Below are 22,177 nucleotides of genomic sequence, written 5' to 3'. Positions count from 1 at the left end.
AACGTTTTCGTGCTTAGCTTATAACGTTTCTAAATAAGGTGTTTTGCGCTGTTTAAAACTTGTTAAAAACTTGATCCTGCCGTAAATTTGCTAGTAAAACTTATAACTAATGAGTGGATTGATAAAATCTTCAATTGCCAGAAAGCTAGTGATGGCCCTTTCTGGACTTTTTCTTGTGGTTTTTCTTACCCAACACTTTGTCATCAATTTTACTTCTGTTATAGCGCCAGAAACTTTTAACCAGTGGTCTCACTTTATGGGTTACAACCCTTTAGTGCAGTTTGTATTGCAACCGATATTAATTGCTGGGGTTGTTATTCACTTTGTAATGGGCTTTATATTGGAAGCACAGAATAAAAGTGCCCGCGGGGTTTCTTACGTTAAATACAACGGGGGCGCCAACGCATCTTGGATGTCTAGAAACATGATTTACACGGGCTTAGTGGTATTGGCTTTCTTAGGCTTGCATTTTTATGACTTTTGGGTTCATGAGATGGCCTACAAGTACGTAGAAGTTAAAGCGGAAGACCCTACAAGATACCATGCGGAAACAGTTGAAAAATTTACGCCAATTTGGAGAACGGTACTATATGTAGTTTCTTTTGTACTACTTAGTCTTCACCTATGGCACGGGTTTGCTTCTTCTTTCCAGTCTATGGGAGTAAACAACAAGTACAGCCCGGTTATTCAAAAAATTGCTAAAATATTTGCGGTGGTAATTCCATTGGGCTTTGCCTTTATTGCTATTTACCACCATCTTAACCCAATAACACATTAATCATATGGGAGTATTGGATTCCAAAATTCCATCTGGGCCGTTGGCCGACAAATGGACAAAACATAAAAATGATATTAATCTGGTTAACCCAGCCAACAAGCGTAACATTGATGTTATTGTTGTAGGTACTGGTCTTGCCGGAGGTTCTGCTGCAGCTACTTTAGCAGAACTTGGTTATAACGTAAAAACTTTTTGCTACCAAGATTCACCAAGAAGGGCGCACTCCATTGCCGCTCAAGGTGGTATTAATGCGGCAAAAAATTACCAAGGTGATGGGGATAGCCCTTATCGCTTGTTCTATGACACCATTAAAGGTGGTGACTACCGTTCTAGGGAGGCAAATGTGTACCGTTTGGCAGAAGAATCTGCCAACATTATTGACCAATGTGTGGCGCAAGGGGTACCTTTTGCACGTGAGTACGGTGGTTTGTTAGACAACCGTTCTTTTGGTGGTGTATTGGTATCTAGAACTTTCTACGCTAAAGGACAAACAGGACAACAATTATTGTTAGGTGCTTATGCTGCTATGAACCGCCAGATTAATCGTGGTAAGATAAAGTCTTACACCCGTCATGAAATGATGGACTTGGTCTTGGTAGATGGTAAAGCTAGAGGTATTATTGCAAGAAACTTAGTAACAGGAGAAATAGAACGTCATTCTGCACACGCAGTAGTTTTAGCTACTGGTGGTTACGGCAATGTATTCTTTTTATCTACCAATGCAATGGGTAGTAATGTAATGGCAGCTTGGAGAGCACACCGCAGAGGAGCTTTCTTTGCCAATCCTTGTTTTACGCAAATTCACCCAACCTGTATTCCGGTATCTGGAGAACATCAGTCTAAATTAACTCTGATGTCTGAGTCTTTACGAAACGACGGTAGAATTTGGGTGCCAAAGAAAAAAGAAGATGCAATTGCCATACGTGAGGGTAAATTAAAACCAACACAGTTAGCAGAAGAAGATAGAGACTATTACTTGGAGAGAAGGTATCCTGCATTTGGTAATCTTGTACCTAGAGATGTAGCTTCAAGAGCTGCTAAAGAACGTTGCGATGCCGGTTTTGGAGTAAATAAAACAGGAGAAGCAGTATATTTAGATTTTGCTGCTGCTATTCAACGTTATGGTAAAGAAAAAGCGTTGACTTCTGGCATTAAAAATCCAGATGCTGCAACTATTACCAAATTGGGAGAAGAAGTTGTAGAAGCCAAATATGGTAACCTATTTCAAATGTACGAGAAAATCGTTGATGAGAACCCGTACAAAACTCCGATGATGATTTACCCAGCGGTACATTACACCATGGGCGGTCTTTGGGTAGACTACAATTTGCAAACCACTATTCCGGGTTGTTATGCCGCGGGTGAAGCTAACTTTAGTGATCACGGTGCTAACAGACTTGGTGCTTCTGCCTTAATGCAAGGTTTAGCTGATGGTTATTTTGTATTGCCCTATACCATTGGAGATTACTTATCTGATGATATTAGAACTGGAGCAATCCCAACAGATTTACCAGAATTTGAAGCAACAGAAAAAGCCGTTCGTGAACGTTTAGAGAAACTTAAAGCGGGTTCTGGTCAAAATTCCGTTGATTACTACCACAAGAAATTGGGTAAAATCATGTGGAACAAGTGTGGTATGGCTCGTAACGAACAAGGCCTTAAAGAAGCTATAGAAGAGATTTCTGCCTTGAGAAAAGACTTCTGGGAAAACGTAAGAATTCCAGGTGAAATCAATGCTAAAAACGCCGAACTAGAAAAGGCAGGTAGAGTAGCCGATTTCTTGGAATTGGGTGAATTGTTTGCAAAAGATGCTTTAGAAAGAAACGAATCTTGTGGCGGTCACTTTAGAGAAGAGTACCAAACCGAAGAAGGAGAAGCATTAAGAGATGATGAAAACTTTAAATATGTGGCAGCTTGGGAATACAAAGGCGAGCCTAAAGATGCCCAGCTACATAAAGAAGATTTGGTGTACGAGAATATAGAATTAAAGACAAGATCTTATAAATAAAATTGCTATGAAATTATTTCTAAAAATATGGCGTCAAAAAGATGCCAGTACCAAAGGACAGATGGTAGACTATACCTTGGACGGGGTAGAAGGCGATATGTCCTTTTTGGAAATGTTAGATATCTTAAATGAAGATCTTATCAATAAAGGTAAAGAGCCTGTAGAATTTGATCATGATTGTAGAGAAGGTATATGTGGTACTTGTTCGCTACAAATTAATGGAGAACCTCATGGTCCAGATAGGTTGGTAACTACTTGCCAATTGCATATGCGTAAATTTAATGATGGAGATACTATAGTTATTGAGCCATTTAGAGCTAAAGCTTTTCCGGTTATTAAAGATTTAATTGTAGATAGAAGTTCTTTTGACCGTATACAGCAAGCAGGCGGGTATATCTCTGTAAACACCTCTGGTAATACGGTAGATGCCAACGCAATACCAATAGAAAAGCAGGCTGCAGATTCTGCAATGGATTCTGCTACTTGTATTGGTTGTGGTGCCTGTGTAGCCGCTTGCAAAAATGCAAGTGCTATGTTGTTTACTTCTGCAAAAGTATCTCAATTTGCACAACTACCGCAAGGTCGTGTAGAAGCTACAGACCGCGTAATGAACATGGTAAGACAAATGGATTTAGAAGGTTTTGGTAACTGTACCAATACCGGAGCTTGTGAGATAGAATGTCCTAAAGGTATTTCTTTAGAGAATATAGCTAGAATGAATAGAGAATATTTAGCTGCTAGCGTAAAAGGATAATTCTACAAATCATTTAAAAATAGGCCTGAATTACAATTGTGATTCAGGCTTTTTTATGCACTTAAACGAAAAAATAGTTAAGCGTTCCCCGTTCAACGAAAAAAGAAAATAAAAAACCCGAAGGTTTAGTACATTCGGGTTAAAGCTTTTCAAGGGAAGTTTAGTTTGGTTCTTATAACATAAATAGTTTTTTAACCAACCTCATGAATCCGCTTAAAAAATCGGTGCGGTAAATCTGTATATCTTCTTCCATAGACACAGATTCGTGGTTAAACTTAGAAATCATTATTAAGGGTTTTTCAGGGTTAATTTGGGATTTTTTTCACACTTTTCAAATTTATTAACGAACTACTTTTCCACAAATTATATGTTGTAAGGCATTTCTTATTTGTTGTGAACTCTAATAAAATCAATATTAATTAGCAATCCTTTAGACAAACAGAGAAAAAGTGTGTGTAAAATCAATATAAATCATATTTAACACCGTTCTAATTATAACAATACAATTTTTTAACGTTTTTTGTGTTAATAAATAGCAAACCAAATTAACAAACCAAATATAACCAGTATCATTGGTCCCTACTATCGATGAAAAACCAGCTACACCCACTGTTGCGTTCTCAGCTCGCTGCGTATGCCAGCATGCACCCGCACACAGATATACCAGAAGATTTTTTAAGCATTATAAGCAATACCTATTACACCCAAGAAAACCGACAAATACAGGAATTAAGCGCTGTTGCCATGGGGTTAGACCCCAAGAAGCACCTACAACAAAACATCCAAGCGATTGTAGATAATCTAAAAGAAGTCATATTTGAAACCGATTTAGAGGGCAACTGGCTCTATTTAAGTCAAGCCTGGGAAGGCCTTACTGGTTTTAAAACAGAGGAATGTTTAGGAAAACCCTTTTTCCAATACCTCACCTATTTAAAATCTAATGACCGCATAAAGTTAAAGCAACTGTTAACTACAGACTTTGACCGGTATACCAAAACTATAGAAGTCCTTACCATTAATAATAATAGACGATGGTTAGACATTTCTTTAAAAAAGAATTACGACCCTAATGGGCAACCCACAGGATGTATTGGAACCATTTGGGATGTTACTGCGCAGAAACAGGTTGAACGTGCCTTAAAACGCTCTAAAAATAAGGAAATACAAGCCAATAGAGCCAAAGACGAATTCTTATCTACCATCAGTCATGAAATAAGAACGCCGCTTAATGCGGTGATTGGCATTACCCATCTATTGCTATTAGAAAATCCATCAGAAGAACAATTAGAAAACTTAAATGTTCTAAAACACTCTTCTGAACATCTGTTGTCCTTAGTTAATGACATTTTAGACTTTGCAAAGATTGAAAGTGGCCATATAGAAATAGAAACCGAACGTTTTAATCTATGGAGTCATATAGAGAGTTTACGTACAACTTATGGCAACCAGGCAGAAGATAAAGGAATACGGTTTACCGTGAATCAGGATAAACAAATACCAGAATATCTTATTGGCGACTCTACTCGATTATTCCAAATACTAACCAACCTAATCAGTAATGCGATAAAATTTACAAAGGAAGGTGAAGTAGCACTAAATATTAGGCAAGAAGAAATAAAAAATGAAAGCATAATCATTGCCTTTGAAGTTATTGATACTGGTATAGGTATTTCTATGGAAAAGCAGGCAACCATATTTGATGCTTTTTCACAAGCAAATTCTAGCACCACTAGGGAGTACGGTGGCACAGGATTAGGTTTGACTATTTCTAAAAAATTGTTAGAATTAATGGGCAGTACAATTGCCTTAAAGAGTGAAATTGATGTTGGTTCTGTATTCAGTTTTCAATTAGAATTCAAGACGAACACCCAGGATTACATTCCCACACATACATCCCAACTAAACCTTGATGATACCAATTTGGATGGATTATCAATATTAGTTGCAGAAGACCACAAGGTAAACATTGTAGTTATTAAAAAGTTTTTAGCCAAATGGAATGTAGCTGTAGACATTGCGGAAAATGGATTGATTGCTGTACAGAAGTGCGAAGAAAACCAGTATGATGCAATATTTATGGATTTACAAATGCCCATAATGAATGGTTATGAAGCAACAAAGATTATCCGCCGTAAAAATCTAAATATTCCAATTATTGCACTATCTGCCTCGGCAGAAGTGAATGTGAAGAAAGAAATAGCCATTTTAGGTATGGACGGGCACATTAGCAAACCCTTTAACCCAAATACCCTACGCACATTTTTGCAAAACATCAAAAAAGCGAAGGTAGATGGGTTAGTACATCCTTCTATGTGGAAGAAAAACTAGTTTAGCATTTCTGGAATATCACCTTGGATAATAAGATGACCTTCTGTTGCCGCCTGTATTTCTTCTACAGAAACATTAGGCGCTCGCTCTAATAATTTAAAGCCTTGTGGCACTACTTCTAATACCGCTAAATTGGTTACAATTTTTTTTACGCAACCTACGCCCGTTAATGGCAAGGTACAGCGTTTTAAAAGTTTAGATTGTCCTGCCTTGTTGGTGTGCATCATCGCAACAATAATATTTTCAGCAGACGCCACCAAATCCATAGCACCCCCCATGCCTTTAACCATTTTACCTGGAATCTTCCAATTAGCGATATCACCATTTTCTGCTACTTCCATAGCTCCTAAAATAGTTAAATGAACATGCTTACCCCTAATCATCCCAAAACTTGTTGCTGAATCAAAAAAAGAAGCACCTGGCAATGTTGTAATCGTTTGTTTACCCGCATTTATAATGTCTGCATCTTCTTCTCCATCAAAAGGGAATGGCCCCATACCTAATACGCCATTTTCACTTTGGAATTCCACCTCAATATCCTCCCGAACAAAATTGGCTACCAAAGTAGGTATACCAATACCTAGATTTACATAGTAACCGTCTTTTACCTCTTGGGCAATTCGTCTCGCAATTCCGTTTTTATCTAGCATTTTCTATGGGTCTTACGGTTCGTTGTTCTATTCTCTTTTCGTAGTCAGCACCCTGAAAAATTCGCTGAATAAAAATTCCTGGCACATGTATTTGGTTAGGGTCTAAGTTCCCTGCAGGGACTAATTCTTCTACCTCTGCAACCGTAATCTGTGCGGCCCCGCACATACATGGATTAAAATTACGAGCAGTACCTTTAAATATAAGATTACCTGCCGTATCTCCTTTCCAAGCTTTTACAAAGGCATAATCTGCTTTAAAAGCTTCTTCTAGAACATACATCTTACCATTAAATTCTCGTGTTTCTTTACCTTCTGCTATCTCCGTTCCGTAACCAGCAGGTGTATAAAATGCTGGAAAACCTGCTTGTGCTGCCCTACACTTTTCGGCTAAAGTACCCTGAGGGGTGAGTTCCACCTCCAATTCTCCACTTAGCATTTGGCGCTCAAACTCATCGTTTTCACCCACATAAGAAGAAATCATTTTCTTAATCTGTTTTTGCTGTAAAAGCAATCCCAAACCAAAATCGTCTACACCAGCATTATTAGAAATACAGGTTATGTCTTTAATTCCAAGACGGACCAACTGTGTAATAGCGTTTTCCGGTATTCCACAAAGGCCAAATCCCCCAAGCATAAAGGTCATTCCATCCTTTACACCCTCAAGGGCTTTTTCCACAGAGGATACAGTTTTATTTATCATAGTTCAGTTAATTCCTAAAAATCTAAATCCTCAATATCGTCCTCTACATCTGTATCTTCTTCTACTTCTTTTTGATATTTAGCACAATCTACTTCTATAGACATGTCTTCTGGCTTATCAAAAGCATCCTTAGACACCCCGAGTTCATCATTTTCATAATTCGCCTTCATATACATACCCCATATAGGTAATGCCATAGACGCGCCTTGACCATAGGTAATGGATTTAAAATGTGTTGCTCTTTCTTCTCCCCCTACCCATACTCCAGTAACCAAATTGGGCACCATACCCATAAACCAACCATCACTCTGATTTTGTGTAGTTCCGGTTTTACCAGCAATAGGGTTAGATAGGTTGTAAGGATAGCCCGTTATAATTTCTTTATAAAGTGTAGCATTCTTATTGTAGGAATGTCTTAGTCTAGCACCAGAACCAAATTGTGTAACCCCCTCCATTAAATTAACCATGGCATAGGCAACATCTTTGCTTAATACGTCTTTAGTTTCTGGAACATACTCATATAGTACTGTTCCGTTTTTATCTTCTACACGCGTTACCATAACAGGTTTTACATAAACTCCTTGGTTCGCAAAAGTACCATAGGCACCAACCATTTCATAAACGCTCATTTCTGATACTCCTAAAGCTATGGCAGGGACTTCTGCAATTTCTCTAGTAATACCCATATTTTTACCGATACGAGCCACAGAACCAGGACCTACTTGGTCTATCAATTGCGCTGTAATGGTGTTTACCGAGTTAGCCAAAGCCTCCTTTAAAGTTAGCTTTTTCCCTGAATATTTACCATCAGAATTTTTAGGGCACCATGCATCTGGATTACCATGTTTTAAAGGCTCTATACAATATTGACTATCTGGCAACTGGTCACAAGGAGATAAACGCAACTGATCAATAGCTGCAGCGTAAACTAAGGGTTTAAAGGTAGAGCCCGCTTGTCTGGCTCCTTGTATAACGTTATCATATTGAAAGTGCTTGTAATCTACACCACCAACCCAGGCTTTTACATGACCTGTCTGAGGCTCCATAGACATCATTGCTGTACGCAAAAATGTTTTATAATACCGAATGGAATCTAGCGGAGTCATTATAGTATCTTTCTCGTACGAATCTGAATTCCAGTCAAAAACCGTCATTTCTGTTTTTTTCTTAAACGAGGCTCGGATTTCGTTTTCGGATTTGCCTTGACTTTTAAGCGTTCGCCATCTACTAGAAGATTTCATGGCACGCTCCATTATATTATCTATCTCATAATCCGCTAAATCTAAAAATGGTGTTGTAGGATTACGTTCTGGCGTATTTTGCACAAAAAACTCAGTTTGCAACTTTTTCATATGTGCTTCTACAGCATTCTCTGCATTTTGTTGCATTCTAGAATCGATGGTAGTATACACCTTAAGACCGTCTAAATAAATGTTATACTTTTCACCATCTGGCTTTGGGTTCTCTTTCACCCATTTATTAAGCCATTTTTGCATATACATTCTAAAATAAGTAGCCAGGCCCTCTCTATGTGATTCTGGATTAAAATTTAAATCCATCTTTGTTTTCTGAAGAGAGTCCTTTTCTTTTTCTGAGAGGTATCCGTATTTAGCCATTTGAGCCAACACCGTATTTCTACGATTAAAAACTAATTCTTCTCTCCTAATAGGATTGTAATAAGAGGAGTTTTTTAGCATCCCAACCAACATGGCAGATTCTTCAGTTTTTAAATCTTTAGGTTCTTTACCAAAATAGATTCTAGAGGCAGAACGTATACCATCCGCATTGTAATGAAAATCATAGATGTTTAAATACATCGCAATGATTTCCTCTTTGGTATAGTTACGTTCTAATCTAGTAGCTAGCACCCATTCTTTTAATTTTTGTGTAATCGCTTCAAACTTATTTGTAGAACGTACTCCAACAAACAGTTGTCTGGCCAATTGCTGACTTATAGTACTAGCTCCACCTTTGCTACCTAAGTAAGCAACTGCTCTAAACGTACCCCTTGCATCTATACCAGCATGATCAAAAAAACGCGCATCTTCTGTAGCTACCAGCGCATTTACCAAATTCTTTGGCAATTGGTCATAAGGTACAGGCGTACGATTATCTTCTAAATAAAATTTACCTAGTGTTTCGCCATCAGAAGAAATGATTTCCGTAGCCAAATTTGTTTCTGGGTTCTCTAAATGTTGGTACTCTGGCATTGGACCTAAGGCACCCCAAGATGCCAATAAAAAAGGCGTAATGGCCAGTAAAATACCAATTAAAAAAAGTATCCAAAACCATTTTATAAATTTAAAATAGCTCTTTTTAGGGGTGTTTTTTGCAGTTGCCATGCCTATTTAATCGTTTCTATTTGTAATCCAACATCTGTGATTCCCGTGAGGTCTTCCACGCCATTTACGCTTCCATTTTTACGCATGGCATGTTGCACCTTTAAAGTATATACGCCAGAACTAGAAAAATTGATGTTCTCTTTTAGCCAAAGTTTACTTTCTTTAACGCTACCAGTACCTCTGCCTAACCATTCTCCTGTAGGTTGTGCCATTTTATATTCTAGGGTATCTACCAAAACTTGGTCATTTGGCTGTTGCAGTTCTGTAATTAAAAATAAATTACTGAACTCGTAGGTGTCATCGTTTCTTATATTGAGAAAAAGCTGGTATGTAGCCGTTGTATCTAACTCTTTAAAAGAGAAAGTAAGGGTGTCTTTATTTTTCCAAACACCATTATTTAAAGCAATATACTCTGTATGAGCAATGTTAGTATTACATGCCAATAAAAGCAAAGCTAAACCAATAAGTAACAGGCTATTTTTCATTCTTTGCTGCAGGTTTGTTATTTCTTCTTCTCTTCCCTTTAGTTTTATTATTGGTATTTCTCCTTTTTTTGTTTTTATGCCGCTTTGGTTTATCAAATCTGGTTAGACTATCTTGCCCTACAACGTTTTCAAAAACCAATTTTTCTGCACGCTGTTCATCTACCTGAGCATAAGCCTCAAGACTTTCTATCTTCTCGTCTTTTTTATTTAGTTCCAATATTTCTATGACCTGCTCTTTCTTTAAAGCATGCCAGTTAGAGGCATCTCCCTTATAAGCAAACCACAGTGTTTCTTTAAAAATATCTACTTTTTGGCAAAAGGCGATTCCTTTCTCTGTCATTAATTTACTGTCTTGTGCTGGGAAATCTTGCAGTGCTTCCAAGTACATATCTAACTCGTAGTTTAAACAGCATTTTAATTTTCCACATTGCCCTGCTAGTTTTTGTGGATTCAGGGCTAACTGTTGGTATCTGGCAGAAGCAGTACTTACCGACCTAAAATCTGTTAACCAAGTAGAACAACATAATTCTCTACCACAAGAACCTACGCCTCCTAAGCGCTGGGCTTCTTGCCTGTAGCCTATTTGTCGCATTTCTATACGAATACCAAAGGCTTTGGCCATGTCTTTAATTAGCTGTCTAAAATCTACACGTTCTTCTGCCGTATAGTAAAAGGTGGCTTTAGAACCATCGCCCTGAAATTCTACGTCACTTAACTTCATTTGTAAGTTTAAGCTAATAGCAATTTCTCGCGAACGTTTTTTAATACCTTCTTCTCTGTCCCTACAATTGGTCCAAATTTCAATATCTTTTTCGGTAGCTTTTCTATAGATTTTTGGCAGCGCATTATCTGTGTGGTCTACGTTCTTTTTTTTCATCTGAACTTTAACCAACTCGCCCGTTAAGGTTACCATACCAATATCATGACCAGATTTGGCTTGGGTTGCCACCACATCACCAATGGCTAAGGGGATACCCTCTGCATTCCTAAAGAATTCTTTTCTGCTGTTTTTAAATCTTACTTCTACACAATCAAATGGCTTTTGTCCGTTAGGAAGAGACATATTGGAAAGCCAATCAAACACCGTAAGTTTATTACAACCATCCGTTCCGCAAGTACCATTGTTCTTACAGCCTTTGGGTTGCCCATCCTTACCGGTAGCGCAACTACTACATGCCATAGTATATATCTTGAATCAAGGAATTTTAAATTCCTAGACTAGGGTTCATAAAAAATTGTTGAAAGTAAAGATAGCACTATTTTGTTACTACCCTTGCTAGCGTTTAAACTTTAGCACTTCTGAGCGGCCCTTCTTAAAAATTTTATTGCTTGCTTTTTTACCTCTACGCAGCTCTTTTTGTTCCTCATACGGCAACGCATTTACCTCTTTACAAGCATCAGAACAACAATTGTCCATTTTTTCTTTACAGCTATCGCATTGAATAAAAAGTAAATGGCAAGCTTCATTTGCACAATTCGTATGTACATCACAAGGCGCTCCACATTGGTGGCAGTGCGCAATTACGTCGTCAGAAATACGTTCTCCCCTTCTGTGATCAAAGACAAAGTTTTTTCCTAAGAATTTATTTTCTAAATCGTTTTCTCTAACCTGCCTAGTGTATTCTATAATACCACCCTCTAATTGATACACATTTTTAAAACCTTTGTGTTTGTAGTACGCACTAGCTTTTTCACAACGGATACCACCCGTACAGTACATAACCAGTTTTTTATCTTCTTTGTAGGGTGCTAAATCTGCCTCAATAATATCTAAGGAATCTCTAAAGGTATCTACATCTGGTGTAACTGCATTTTTAAAATGACCTATTTCACTTTCGTAATGGTTCCGCATATCTACCAACACAGTATCTGGGTCTTCTATAAGCTCATTGAACGTTACCGCATCTACGTGAACGCCCTTATCGGTAACATCAAAAGTATTATCATCCAAACCATCTGCTACAATTTTATGACGCACTTTTACCTTTAATTTTAAAAACGATTTATTGTCTTGTTCTATAGCAATGTTTAAGCGTACACCTTCTAAAAAAGTGATGCTATCCAGATGTTTTTTAAACGCATCAAAATTCTCTGCCGGAACAGAAAGCTGTGCATTTATACCTTCTTTGGCTACGTATATACGACCTAGAACCTCTAGGGCATCCCAAGTTATAAATAGGTGATTCCTTAAAATTTCTGGATTACCAATGTGTGCATATTGATAGAAAGAGATAGTAAGCCTATCCTTGCCGGCTTCCTCTATAAGTTTTGCTCTTTCTTCTGCACTTAATTTATTGTACAGTTGCATGCTATACTAATAGTTTAAGTTAAAAGAATATTTTTAATTGAATGCAAAAATACATAAAGTAAGCAGGCCTCCAAAATATTGGACGCCTACTACTTACAACCATTTCTTTTTCATAGAAATATAATCATGGCCAGGATTGACCATGAAATAGAATTTGAGTTAGTCTATTAAAAGATGCTAAAAACTTTAATTGGTTGCGTTGGCTTAAAAAATGATAAAAGGTGGTATTTTAGACCTCTAATTTTCCATGTACTATGAGCAACGATAAAGAAGCAAAATTAAAAGCGCTAAAGCTTACCCTTGATAAATTGGACAAAACCTACGGTAAAGGGGCCGTAATGAAGATGGGAGACAGTGTTGTTGAAGATATTGACATAATATCTTCTGGCTCTTTAGGATTGGATTTGGCACTAGGAGTAGGCGGGTATCCAAAAGGTAGAATTATAGAGATTTACGGGCCAGAATCTTCTGGTAAAACTACCCTTACCCTACACGCAATGGCAGAAGCACAAAAGGCAGGTGGTATTGCTGCATTCATAGATGCAGAACACGCATTTGACCGCTTTTATGCTAAAAAACTGGGTGTAGATATAGACAACTTAATTATCTCTCAACCGGACCACGGTGAACAAGCTTTAGAAATAGCAGATAACCTTATCCGTTCTGGAGCGATAGACATTGTGGTGATTGACTCTGTGGCCGCATTAACTCCAAAAAGTGAAATAGAGGGCGAAATGGGCGATTCTAAAATGGGATTACATGCTCGTTTAATGTCCCAAGCTTTGCGTAAGCTTACTTCCACCATTAATAAAACACAATGTACTGTTATCTTTATCAATCAATTACGAGAAAAGATTGGAGTAATGTTTGGTAACCCAGAAACTACTACTGGGGGTAATGCCTTAAAATTTTACGCCTCTGTTAGGCTAGATATTAGAAGGTCTACCCAAATAAAAAGTACAGATGGAGAAGTTATGGGTAATAAAACCCGTGTAAAAGTGGTAAAAAACAAAGTAGCACCTCCTTTTAAAACTGCCGAGTTTGATATTATGTATGGCGAAGGTGTATCTAAAATTGGCGAGATTCTAGATTTAGGTGTAGCCTATGAAATTATTAAGAAAAGTGGTTCTTGGTTTAGCTATGGAGATACCAAATTAGGCCAAGGTAGAGATGCTGTTAAAAACTTAATTGACGATAATCCAGAACTAGCAGAAGAACTAGAAGGTAAAATCAAAGAGGCAATAGCTGCTTTAAAGGAATAAAATTTTCCTAAAATATTAGACCTTACGCAACCCCTAAACAAACGTAGCATCTTAATACTGTGAATTTAAGCAGTATGAAGAAGTATGTTTTAGGGGTTTTCTTTTTGGGATTGATATGTATGGCTGGGAGCTGTGATGTAGATACAGGAGAAAACTTTCATTTTGAAGCGCTACAAGTGACAAGTGCTGTAGTTCCTGATACTTTTGTATTGAATCAAAACCACAATCTTGAAGTTTCTTTTTTAAGACCAGATGATTGTACGTTTTTTGAAGGATTTGATGTAACTTCAGAAACTGGGGGCTTTAGGTACATTACCGCTGTAGGTTCCGTTATTAATAATGATGAATGCTTAACGGCTAATGATACCATTAGTGCAAACCTAACGGTAACTCCATTATTGAACGAGACTTATCATTTACGGTTTTTTATCGGCACCGACGCTGCGGACAATACACAATACTTAGAGTTTGATGTACCCGTAAAACAATAAATAGTAATACCAATAAATTACCTAACCAAAATTTTGAGTCTAGAAGAACTCATAAAAAACTGCAAAGCGCACAAACAATCAGCACAGGAAGAGCTGTATAGAGCCTACTCTAATATACTCTTTGGTATTTGCTTAAAATATTCGCGCAACAAAACGGAGGCAGAAGATAACCTTCATGATAGTTTTATGACCATTTTTGACAAAATTGGACAATACAATCATAAAGGCTCTTTTGAAGGTTGGATTAAACGAATTACCATAAACACAGTTTTACAGAAATACAGAAAAGAGCGCTATTTAGATGTAGTTACGGATAATTTGAAGGAAGAGGAAGTAGATGTAGAAGACAATTTTCCCAATATAGATTTGGCGACCCTGTTAAGTTACATACAAGAACTGCCAAATAGGTACCGCATTACATTTAACCTTTACGTTTTAGATGGCTACTCTCATAAGGAGATAAGCGAAATGCTAGGAACCACTATTGGAACGTCTAAATCTAATTTAGCACGTGCCAGAATGATTCTTAAAGAAAAATTAGAAAAAGAAAATATAAATATTGCATAGCTAGATTATGAAGCAGAGGAATAATTTGGACGATATTTTTAAGGACAAACTAAAAAACTACCAAGCTCCCCCAGATGATGCCGTGTGGAATAAAATTCAGGAATCCTTAAATGAAAAAAAGAAAAAACGAGTGATACCCATTTGGTGGCAAATTGGTGGTGTTGCCGCTGTTTTACTTTTTACCCTTTTAGTGTTCAATCCATTTAAATCATCAGAATTGATAGAAGAGGAACAGCTAAGGATAACTAGCACCAAAGAATTAGACGAGGTCAAAACCAAAGTAGATGATTCCTTGGATAATAAAGACAGTATACTGGTCATAGATTATACAAGCACAAACAACACCAAACACCGTACAGAGGATGTCCCTACCGTAAAACAAGGTGAATTTACATCTAAACCCTACAATAACTCTTCAAAAAAATTTACAAATCTAAACCCTAAAACTAACGGCATAGTTAATCAAGAAGAAAAGCAACTATCCAATGCCCCTTTAAATGCCAGCGCTAAAAATCCAACGGTCAATGCAATTGTAAGCAATCAAGATAAAAGCACTCCAATAAATTTAGTTGAAGAAAAAACAAACCACAATAAAATAACTATCAAAAATTCTGAGCAAGTATTACCATCTGTAGACAATGCTAACACCAACAAGACTACAACTATTGTTCAAATTGATAAAGAAACTTCAGAAGATAAGCTAGACAAAGCCGAAAAAGACAAGAAATCTATTTATGATGTCCTAAAAGAGCAAGAAGAAAAGGCAATTACAAAGACAAACTTAGATAAAAAATGGTCTATTGGGCCTTCCATTGCCCCAGTATATTATAATAGCTTAGGAGAAGGCTCTCCTATACATTCTGCATTTGTCAGCAATACTAAATCTGGCAATCTGAATCTAAGTTACGGTTTAACAGTTTCTTACAGCATAAATAAAAAGCTACAGTTGCGTTCTGGCATACATAAGGTAGACTATGGTTATGATACCAATGAGGTTGCATTTTCCCCTAACGCTCGAGCTTTTTCTGTAGGACAGATTGAAAATATAAATTACGAAAATACCGCTCGTTCCATTGTGGTAACTAGTAGTAAAAATAATGTATCTGCTATCAAAGACAATCCAGAAATTGCGAGTAATGAAGTTGCTCCTCTAGAAGGTAGTATGGCACAACAAATGAATTATTTAGAAGTTCCTATGGAACTAAACTACGTATTAATTGACAAAAAGTTTGGTTTAAATCTAATAGGTGGCTTTTCCTCTTTGTTTTTACTAGATAATGCGGTTTCTCTAGAGTCTAACAATTTGGTGACAGCGGTAGGCGAAGCGAATAACGTAAATGACATTAATTTTAGCACCAATATTGGTATTGGATTAGACTATAAAATAAGTCCTGCACTTAAATTTAATTTAGAACCCATGTTTAAATACCAATTAAACACTTTTGAAAATAGCGCTGGTAATTTTAAACCCTATGCGGTAGGAGTTTACAGTGGATTACAATTTAAGTTTTAAAGAAGTTGGTTAGGTTGGCCGTTATGCGGCGAACTTTAAGCCCCACTTGGTAGTAAGGTGGGGCTTTTTAGTTGATTTCTGTTAACATCAGTGCTCTTATTTCATTCTTTATGATATTGGTATCTTCTACACTTAATTGGTCGGTAGCTCTGAAAGGGAAAATTTGCACTCTTAATATGCCTGGCGAACCCCCAAAAACTTCCCATGGCAATCTCTTTTTACAATCATAAAAAACCATTGGAACAATTGGTATATTATGCCGTATTGCCATTCTAAAGGCACCGTCCTTAAAGGTGTCTAATCTCACCTCCTTTTCTGGCACACCACCTTCTGGAAAAATACATATGCTTAACCCTTGGGATAATCGCCCCTGCACCGCTTTATAAACCGCAGCTCTGCTTTTGGCATTAGAACGGTCTACCAAAATACAAACGCGCTTATAAAAGAATCCAAATACGGGAATTTTTGCTAGTTCTGCCTTACCAACAAAAACAAAAGGGTTTTTACTTACATAAAGCATCAGCATAATATCTAACATACTGGTATGGTTGGCCACCAACATGTAATTATTATGTTCTTCTAAATGTTGTTGCCATTTAATTTTGGGCAACATTCCCATACCAAATAGTATAAATTTAGCCCAAATGTTACGAGCCAGCCAATAAAACTGACGGTATGTTTTTTCTGATAAGGTTGTTAACAAGAGTAAAGGCGAAAAAATAAGCATAGGCAATGCTACTAATAGATAGAACCATATTCTGTAAAGCAAAAAACCTATATTTTTTAAAAATTTCAACATCATACAAAAGTAACCAAGCTACTAAAAATTTGCCGTATTCAACAAATCATAAGTCTTATAGATAAGTATTACCAACAATACTTTTGTAATCTTACCTGCTTTGCTACATTTACCCCATAATAGAATTAAGATGGCTAGAATACTGACTGGGATACAAAGTACAGGTGTACCACATTTAGGTAATATTTTAGGAGCAATACAACCAGCAATTGCGTTGTCTAATGATCCAAAGAATGAATCTTTTTTGTTTATCGCTAACATGCATACGTTAACCCAAATTAAAAATGGCGAAGAACTAAGACAAAACACTTATGCTGTGGCTGCCACTTGGTTAGCTTTTGGTTTAGATATTGATAAATCCGTATTCTATCGCCAGAGTGATGTTCCACAAGTAACAGAACTTGCGTGGTATTTAAGTTGTTTTTTTCCCTATCAAAGATTAACCCTTGCACATTCTTTTAAAGATAAAGCGGACCGTTTAGAGGATGTTAATAGCGGATTATTTAATTATCCAATGTTAATGGCTGCAGATATTTTAGCGTATGACGCGGAGCTAGTTCCTGTAGGCAAGGACCAATTGCAACATATTGAAATGACAAGAGATGTTGCCAACCGTTTTCATAACCTTATGGGCGAAACTTTTGTTTTACCAGAAGGGCAAGTACAGGAAAACACCATGTACATTCCAGGTACTGATGGCCACAAAATGAGTAAGAGCCGAGGAAACACGATAAACCTTTTCCAAACCGATAAAAAGTTGCGCAAGCAAATAATGGGTATTGTTACGGATAGTATTCCTATGGAAGAACCAAAAGACCCAAATAATGATAACGTTTTTGCGCTTTATAAAATCTTGGCTAGCCAAGAACAAATAGAAGAAATGTCTGCCAATTACTTAGCAGGTAATTATGGGTATGGCCATGCAAAACAAGCCCTCTACGAGGTAATTCTAGAGAAATTTGCAGAACCAAGAGAGAAGTTTGATTATTATATGAATAATCTAAAAGAGGTAGACGAAGCATTAGCTATTGGAGCAGAAAAAGCCGCAAAAACTGCTAATGATGTTTTAGAACGTGTGCGCACCAAAGTAGGATATTAAGCACCCTTAACTACCCAAATTAGCTTATTTAAAAATCCTTTAGCTACTACATGCTAAGGGATTTTTAATATTATACACACTTCACCGATTAGAAATAACCTTAAAACAGCTAAACACTAAAAAATAGTGCACCAACCTTTCTGTATTACTTAATAATCGATTAAAAACGGTAAAACGTAGAAGTTGCACTACTGTGCGAACCGTAATAAAGGTCACATTAAAGCGAAAGTTGAAAAGAGAATGTTATTCAAATCACAAAATAGAGTTACTATAGCACTTCAAATTAATCTATTCTTTTGATGTCAAAATGAATTGAAAACTAGAAACGCAGGAGAAAAGCTCACTACATCGATGATTTTAGGCTTGATTCAGTCTTGTTCAATTCGTCGAAAAAATACTTTGGCGCCCATTCTTTTTAGTAAATTAGTTGTTTACCTTGATAAATAACGTGTTTGACGGATAAAAAATGTGTTAAAATAGACTTACCTGTCTGACTTATTTTCTTAACGATAATAAGCAAGTTTTGATTAGATGGCTTCAAACATTTTACCAGGTAACGGTCTTATTACACCTTTCATCTCCATTGCCAATAATGTGGAAGAAGTTTTAAAAATTGGCAAATTACACTCCAAAGCTACGATATCTAGCAGCTGTTTACCGTTGAGCTGTAAATAGTCATAGATAGACTTTTCTGTTTCATCTAAATCTACAAACAATTGTTTTTGTATATGTTTATCCTTCTTATTTTCCACATCCCAACCTAGTAAATACACCAATTCTGCTGCAGAAGATAATAGTTGTGCCTTTTGCTGTTTAATTAACATATTGCAACCTGTACTAAATTTATCGGTTACCCTACCTGGTACCGCAAAGACATCACGGTTATAACTATGTGCACAATCTGCAGTAACCAAACTACCCCCTTTATCAGCAGATTCTACCACAATGGTAGCTTCACTTAAACCTGCTATTATTCTATTTCTTTTTAAAAAATTCTCTCGTTCTGGATTGCTTGTGCTCCAAAACTCTGTAAAGAAACCACCATTGGCTAGCACAGCGTTGGCATACTTTTTATGAGCCTTAGGATAAATTTGATTTAACCCATGTGCTAAACATGCTATGGTTTGCAATCCATGATTCATGGCCGCTCTTTGAGCGGCAATATCTATTCCGTAGGCAAACCCACTAACTATAATTGGGTCTAATGGCGCTATTTCTTCCATAAAAGATTCGCAAAAGGCTTGCCCGTAGCTAGTAATTTGTCGCGTGCCTACAATACTTATCACTTTTTTAGAGCCAAAATCTATGTTACCATCTTGAAACAGTAAGATAGGAGCATCTATACAATGCTTTAACCGTTTTGGATAAACTTCGTCTTTAAAATAAGTATATTGAATATTGTTTTCCTTAATGTATTGAAACTCTCGTTCGGCTTCTTCTAGATATACAGGATTAAAGAAGTCTTTCAGCATGACCTTTCCTAAACCATCTATTTTCTCTAGTGTAGTCAATTTCTCATTAAATAGCGGTAAAATACCGCCGGTATGGTCCAATAATTTTTTAGCATTTATATCACCGATTTTAGGAATGCGCTGCAATCTTAACAACCCAACCAATTCACTATCAGACAAGGAAGAATACATTCAAAAGTTTTTCACAAGATACCCAAAACTATATGTTAATAAAAAGTTAGGCATTAGTATTTATCTCTCCTTCATTTTTTGCAATATTTGCCCTTATGCGTTTGGAACACTATATAGCAGATTTACTTTACAGATACAATTGTGTAGTTATACCAGAGTTTGGTGCATTTTTAACAAATACAACTACTGCTCAGTTTGTAGACGGAACGCTATATCCGCCTTCTAAACATCTTTCTTTTAATCAACAGTTAACCAAGAACGATGGTTTGTTAGTTTCTTATGTAGCTAATGTTAAAAGCTTACCCTACGATGATTTGTTACATGAGGTCTTAAATGTGGCAAAAAACTGGAAAGAAAAGTTAGCCAATGGTGGTCGTTTAGACCTAGATAAAATTGGTTCTATTTGGATGGGTGCGGAAGGCAAATTGCAGTTTTCTCCAGAAAAGTCTGTTAATTTTTTAGCTGCCTCTTTTGGACTTACCGCTTTAGGGGCAAGCAAAGTAAAACGTGAAGCTTTAAAAGAAGCTATTATGGAATTAGAGGAACGTGCTCCTTTTACCATTACACCAGAGAGGCGTTCTAACGGCTTACGCCCCTACTATAAATATGCCGCTATTTTCTTGCTATTGCTAGCAACTGGTGTGAGTAGTTTTCAGTTTTATGCCAATGGTCAAGAAAAACAATTATTGGCTGAACAGGCAGCAGATGAAAAGGTAAATCATTATTTACAAGAAGCAACCTTTTTTCAATCTACACCTTTAGAATTACCTGCTATTGAAATTGCCGTAGCCAAAACTAATACCGAAGAAGTTGTAGACTACAAACATCATATCATTGCAGGAGCTTTTAGAATCAAAGCAAACGCTGACAGAAAAGTGGCAGAACTGAACAGAAAAGGTTTTGAAGCTCGTTACATTGGCACGAATCCCTATGGACTGCATCAAGTAGCATACCAAAGCTTTGTAGATGGCCAAGAAGCATTGCAGTTTTTGCGAAAAATAAAACAGTCGGTATCTTCTGATGCATGGATAGCATCAGAAAAATAATTCATCCTTACTTCTACACTGTAAAATACTTAACTACCTTTGCGCAAAATTGAAGCAATGCGCGTTAAAACACCTAGTGAATCTAGAACAGTAATGACCGATTTGGTCTTACCAAGTGAAACCAACCCACTAAATAATTTATTTGGAGGTGAATTGCTAGCGCGAATGGATAGAGCGGCGAGTATTGCTGCACGTAGACATAGCAGCCGTATTACGGTGACTGCATCTGTAAACCACGTAGCATTTAACAGAGCAGTGCCATTAGGCAGTGTTGTTACCGTAGAAGCAAGTGTTTCTAGAGCTTTTACTTCTTCTATGGAGATTTATATCGATGTTTGGATGGAAGACCGAATTAGCGGAGAAAGAGTAAAAGCTAATGAAGCTATATATACTTTTGTAGCTGTGGATGAAACTGGGGCGCCAACAGAAGTACCACAACTAAAACCAGAAACAGAATTAGAGCAACAACGTTTTGATGCTGCCCTGAGACGCAAACAATTAAGTTTAGTACTCGCAGGCAAACTAAAACCGAATGATGCGACTGAGCTTAAAGCCCTATTTGTAAAAGATTAAAAGTCAAAATTATCTGGGTCTGGACCAAATCTGTGCGCTTTATCCATCTGGTCTAACTGCTCCATATCTTCTGAACTCAATTCAAAATCAAAGATGGCTGCATTGGCAACAATACGTTCTTTTTTGGTAGACTTAGGTATGGTTATTACTCCTTTTTGCAAATCCCACCGTAATACAATCTGAGCAATACTTTTATTGTATTTTTTAGCCATCGCTTTAAAGGCATCCATTTCAAAGATTTTACCTTGCATCATAGGGGACCAGGCTTCGTATTGAATGTGATGCTCCTTACAAAAATCGAGTAACTCTTGTTGTACCAAATAGGGATGAAACTCCATTTGATTCACCATAGGTATTACTGCAGCATCTTCCATGACTTCTTCTAAATGATGCTGTAGAAAGTTACTTACCCCTATAGCCCTAATCTTCTTTTCTTTATACAAATCTTCTAAAGCACGCCAAGTTTCTTTAAACTTACCAGCTACTGGCCAATGTATTAGATAAAGATCTAAATAGTCTAATTGCAAGCGCTCCAAACTTGCCTCGAATGCCTTTATAGTGCTATCATAACCTTGGTCAGCGTTCCAAACCTTGCTAACCACAAAAATGTCTTCTCTAGGAACATTGCTTTGCTGAATAGCTTTTCCTACGCCTTCTTCATTTTTATAAATAGCAGCAGTATCTATATGCCTATAACCAGCCTCTAGCGCCCATTTTACTGCATTAATTACCTCTTCACCATCTTCAGATAAATAAACACCCAAACCAAAATAAGGCATGTTTACGCCGTTGTGTAATTTAAATGTTCCTTGTAAGTCTGTTATGTCCATA

20 protein-coding genes are annotated in these 22,177 nt (G+C 37.0%); 11 read left to right on the top strand and 9 right to left on the bottom strand.

Annotation, left to right across the window (positions count from 1 at the left end; genetic code table 11):
• Nucleotides 1-109 precede the first annotated feature (109 nt).
• The 4 genes from HCO57_RS11090 to HCO57_RS11075 all read left to right on the top strand — a co-directional run bounded on the left by HCO57_RS11090 (nucleotide 110) and on the right by HCO57_RS11075 (nucleotide 5,868).
• Nucleotides 110-778 carry a succinate dehydrogenase cytochrome b subunit gene (locus tag HCO57_RS11090; RefSeq protein WP_167989079.1) on the top strand — a complete coding sequence of 223 codons (669 nt, stop codon included), beginning with the start codon at nucleotides 110-112 and terminating at the stop codon, nucleotides 776-778.
• Nucleotides 779-782: 4 nt separating this feature from the next.
• Nucleotides 783-2,786, top strand: a complete 2,004-nt coding sequence (locus HCO57_RS11085) for a fumarate reductase/succinate dehydrogenase flavoprotein subunit (protein ID WP_136950222.1) — start codon at nucleotides 783-785, stop codon at nucleotides 2,784-2,786.
• A 7-nt stretch (nucleotides 2,787-2,793) separates the two neighbouring features.
• The gene (locus HCO57_RS11080) at nucleotides 2,794-3,540 is read left to right on the top strand and encodes a succinate dehydrogenase/fumarate reductase iron-sulfur subunit (RefSeq protein ID WP_167989078.1); all 747 of its coding nucleotides are present in this window, start codon (nucleotides 2,794-2,796) and stop codon (nucleotides 3,538-3,540) included.
• A gap of 588 nt (nucleotides 3,541-4,128) precedes the next feature.
• Nucleotides 4,129-5,868, top strand: coding sequence for a PAS domain-containing hybrid sensor histidine kinase/response regulator (locus HCO57_RS11075; protein WP_167989077.1), 1,740 nt, complete (start codon nucleotides 4,129-4,131; stop codon nucleotides 5,866-5,868).
• On the opposite strand, the gene HCO57_RS11070 is transcribed toward HCO57_RS11075, so the two are convergent.
• From HCO57_RS11070 to HCO57_RS11045, 6 genes are all read right to left on the bottom strand, one after another.
• On the bottom strand, nucleotides 5,865-6,518 hold the full coding sequence (locus tag HCO57_RS11070; RefSeq protein ID WP_167989076.1) for a CoA transferase subunit B: 654 nt from the start codon (nucleotides 6,516-6,518) through the stop codon (nucleotides 5,865-5,867). The two genes, HCO57_RS11075 and HCO57_RS11070, sit on opposite strands and share 4 nt — an antisense overlap.
• Nucleotides 6,508-7,218 (bottom strand): CoA transferase subunit A, encoded by a 711-nt coding sequence (locus tag HCO57_RS11065; RefSeq protein ID WP_167989075.1) that lies wholly within the window; start codon nucleotides 7,216-7,218, stop codon nucleotides 6,508-6,510. Before HCO57_RS11065 ends, HCO57_RS11070 begins: the two co-directional genes overlap by 11 nt.
• A gap of 14 nt (nucleotides 7,219-7,232) precedes the next feature.
• A complete protein-coding gene (locus HCO57_RS11060; protein WP_167989074.1) occupies nucleotides 7,233-9,560 on the bottom strand; it encodes a penicillin-binding protein 1A in 2,328 nt (775 codons plus the stop codon).
• Nucleotides 9,561-9,562: 2 nt separating this feature from the next.
• Entirely contained in the window at nucleotides 9,563-10,045 is a 483-nt protein-coding gene (locus tag HCO57_RS11055; protein WP_167989073.1) for a gliding motility lipoprotein GldH, read from the bottom strand.
• Complete coding sequence (locus tag HCO57_RS11050) at nucleotides 10,035-11,225, bottom strand: stage 0 sporulation family protein (RefSeq protein ID WP_136950229.1); 1,191 nt, start codon at nucleotides 11,223-11,225, stop codon at nucleotides 10,035-10,037. The genes HCO57_RS11055 and HCO57_RS11050 overlap by 11 nt, the downstream gene beginning before the upstream one ends.
• 96 nt (nucleotides 11,226-11,321) lie before the next feature.
• Nucleotides 11,322-12,353, bottom strand: coding sequence for a rhodanese-related sulfurtransferase (locus tag HCO57_RS11045; protein WP_167989072.1), 1,032 nt, complete (start codon nucleotides 12,351-12,353; stop codon nucleotides 11,322-11,324).
• Nucleotides 12,354-12,607: 254 nt separating this feature from the next.
• Here HCO57_RS11045 and recA point away from each other — a divergent pair, with 254 nt between their 5' ends.
• The 4 genes from recA (at nucleotide 12,608) to HCO57_RS11025 (ending at nucleotide 16,186) form a co-directional block, all read left to right on the top strand.
• Nucleotides 12,608-13,615: a recombinase RecA gene (recA, locus tag HCO57_RS11040; RefSeq protein WP_136950231.1), complete on the top strand. Its 1,008-nt coding sequence runs from the start codon at nucleotides 12,608-12,610 to the stop codon at nucleotides 13,613-13,615.
• A 74-nt stretch (nucleotides 13,616-13,689) separates the two neighbouring features.
• Nucleotides 13,690-14,106: a hypothetical protein gene (locus HCO57_RS11035; RefSeq protein ID WP_167989071.1), complete on the top strand. Its 417-nt coding sequence runs from the start codon at nucleotides 13,690-13,692 to the stop codon at nucleotides 14,104-14,106.
• Nucleotides 14,107-14,139: 33 nt separating this feature from the next.
• Nucleotides 14,140-14,673: an RNA polymerase sigma factor gene (locus HCO57_RS11030; protein ID WP_167989070.1), complete on the top strand. Its 534-nt coding sequence runs from the start codon at nucleotides 14,140-14,142 to the stop codon at nucleotides 14,671-14,673.
• A 7-nt stretch (nucleotides 14,674-14,680) separates the two neighbouring features.
• Nucleotides 14,681-16,186, top strand: coding sequence for an outer membrane beta-barrel protein (locus HCO57_RS11025; protein WP_167989069.1), 1,506 nt, complete (start codon nucleotides 14,681-14,683; stop codon nucleotides 16,184-16,186).
• A gap of 67 nt (nucleotides 16,187-16,253) precedes the next feature.
• On the opposite strand, the gene HCO57_RS11020 is transcribed toward HCO57_RS11025, so the two are convergent.
• Entirely contained in the window at nucleotides 16,254-16,985 is a 732-nt protein-coding gene (locus HCO57_RS11020) for a lysophospholipid acyltransferase family protein (RefSeq protein WP_167989119.1), read from the bottom strand.
• A gap of 130 nt (nucleotides 16,986-17,115) precedes the next feature.
• Here HCO57_RS11020 and trpS point away from each other — a divergent pair, with 130 nt between their 5' ends.
• Entirely contained in the window at nucleotides 17,116-18,084 is a 969-nt protein-coding gene (gene trpS / locus HCO57_RS11015) for a tryptophan--tRNA ligase (RefSeq protein ID WP_136950235.1), read from the top strand.
• 527 nt (nucleotides 18,085-18,611) lie between these two features.
• Here the strand turns inward: trpS and dprA are convergent.
• Complete coding sequence (gene dprA / locus HCO57_RS11010; protein WP_410492688.1) at nucleotides 18,612-19,727, bottom strand: DNA-processing protein DprA; 1,116 nt, start codon at nucleotides 19,725-19,727, stop codon at nucleotides 18,612-18,614.
• 95 nt (nucleotides 19,728-19,822) lie between these two features.
• Here dprA and HCO57_RS11005 point away from each other — a divergent pair, with 95 nt between their 5' ends.
• Nucleotides 19,823-20,773 carry an SPOR domain-containing protein gene (locus tag HCO57_RS11005; RefSeq protein WP_167989068.1) on the top strand — a complete coding sequence of 317 codons (951 nt, stop codon included), beginning with the start codon at nucleotides 19,823-19,825 and terminating at the stop codon, nucleotides 20,771-20,773.
• Nucleotides 20,774-20,830: 57 nt separating this feature from the next.
• Nucleotides 20,831-21,346 carry an acyl-CoA thioesterase gene (locus HCO57_RS11000; RefSeq protein WP_136950237.1) on the top strand — a complete coding sequence of 172 codons (516 nt, stop codon included), beginning with the start codon at nucleotides 20,831-20,833 and terminating at the stop codon, nucleotides 21,344-21,346.
• On the opposite strand, the gene HCO57_RS10995 is transcribed toward HCO57_RS11000, so the two are convergent.
• The gene (locus HCO57_RS10995) at nucleotides 21,343-22,176 is read right to left on the bottom strand and encodes an aldo/keto reductase (RefSeq protein ID WP_167989067.1); all 834 of its coding nucleotides are present in this window, start codon (nucleotides 22,174-22,176) and stop codon (nucleotides 21,343-21,345) included. The two genes, HCO57_RS11000 and HCO57_RS10995, sit on opposite strands and share 4 nt — an antisense overlap.
• Nucleotide 22,177: the final 1 nt, after the last annotated feature.

Origin of the sequence: Croceivirga sp. JEA036 (genome assembly GCF_011882165.1) — a bacterium.
Classification (GTDB): Bacteria; Bacteroidota; Bacteroidia; order Flavobacteriales; family Flavobacteriaceae; genus Croceivirga.
Note: the sequence above shows the minus strand (reverse complement) of the source record. Positions and strands in the feature narration are given on the sequence as shown.

What these genes read in the sequence shown, in the direction of transcription:
- HCO57_RS11090 (WP_167989079.1), top strand. Translation starts at nt 110, where the DNA reads ATGAGTGGATTGATAAAATCTTCAATTGCCAGAAAGCTAGTGATGGCC.
- HCO57_RS11085 (WP_136950222.1), top strand. Translation starts at nt 783, where the DNA reads ATGGGAGTATTGGATTCCAAAATTCCATCTGGGCCGTTGGCCGACAAA.
- HCO57_RS11080 (WP_167989078.1), top strand. Translation starts at nt 2,794, where the DNA reads ATGAAATTATTTCTAAAAATATGGCGTCAAAAAGATGCCAGTACCAAA.
- HCO57_RS11075 (WP_167989077.1), top strand. Translation starts at nt 4,129, where the DNA reads ATGAAAAACCAGCTACACCCACTGTTGCGTTCTCAGCTCGCTGCGTAT.
- HCO57_RS11070 (WP_167989076.1), bottom strand. Translation starts at nt 6,518, where the DNA reads ATGCTAGATAAAAACGGAATTGCGAGACGAATTGCCCAAGAGGTAAAA.
- HCO57_RS11065 (WP_167989075.1), bottom strand. Translation starts at nt 7,218, where the DNA reads ATGATAAATAAAACTGTATCCTCTGTGGAAAAAGCCCTTGAGGGTGTA.
- HCO57_RS11060 (WP_167989074.1), bottom strand. Translation starts at nt 9,560, where the DNA reads ATGGCAACTGCAAAAAACACCCCTAAAAAGAGCTATTTTAAATTTATA.
- HCO57_RS11055 (WP_167989073.1), bottom strand. Translation starts at nt 10,045, where the DNA reads ATGAAAAATAGCCTGTTACTTATTGGTTTAGCTTTGCTTTTATTGGCA.
- HCO57_RS11050 (WP_136950229.1), bottom strand. Translation starts at nt 11,225, where the DNA reads ATGGCATGTAGTAGTTGCGCTACCGGTAAGGATGGGCAACCCAAAGGC.
- HCO57_RS11045 (WP_167989072.1), bottom strand. Translation starts at nt 12,353, where the DNA reads ATGCAACTGTACAATAAATTAAGTGCAGAAGAAAGAGCAAAACTTATA.
- recA (WP_136950231.1), top strand. Translation starts at nt 12,608, where the DNA reads ATGAGCAACGATAAAGAAGCAAAATTAAAAGCGCTAAAGCTTACCCTT.
- HCO57_RS11035 (WP_167989071.1), top strand. Translation starts at nt 13,690, where the DNA reads ATGAAGAAGTATGTTTTAGGGGTTTTCTTTTTGGGATTGATATGTATG.
- HCO57_RS11025 (WP_167989069.1), top strand. Translation starts at nt 14,681, where the DNA reads ATGAAGCAGAGGAATAATTTGGACGATATTTTTAAGGACAAACTAAAA.
- HCO57_RS11020 (WP_167989119.1), bottom strand. Translation starts at nt 16,985, where the DNA reads ATGTTGAAATTTTTAAAAAATATAGGTTTTTTGCTTTACAGAATATGG.
- trpS (WP_136950235.1), top strand. Translation starts at nt 17,116, where the DNA reads ATGGCTAGAATACTGACTGGGATACAAAGTACAGGTGTACCACATTTA.
- dprA (WP_410492688.1), bottom strand. Translation starts at nt 19,727, where the DNA reads ATGTATTCTTCCTTGTCTGATAGTGAATTGGTTGGGTTGTTAAGATTG.
- HCO57_RS11005 (WP_167989068.1), top strand. Translation starts at nt 19,823, where the DNA reads ATGCGTTTGGAACACTATATAGCAGATTTACTTTACAGATACAATTGT.
- HCO57_RS11000 (WP_136950237.1), top strand. Translation starts at nt 20,831, where the DNA reads ATGCGCGTTAAAACACCTAGTGAATCTAGAACAGTAATGACCGATTTG.
- HCO57_RS10995 (WP_167989067.1), bottom strand. Translation starts at nt 22,176, where the DNA reads ATGGACATAACAGACTTACAAGGAACATTTAAATTACACAACGGCGTA.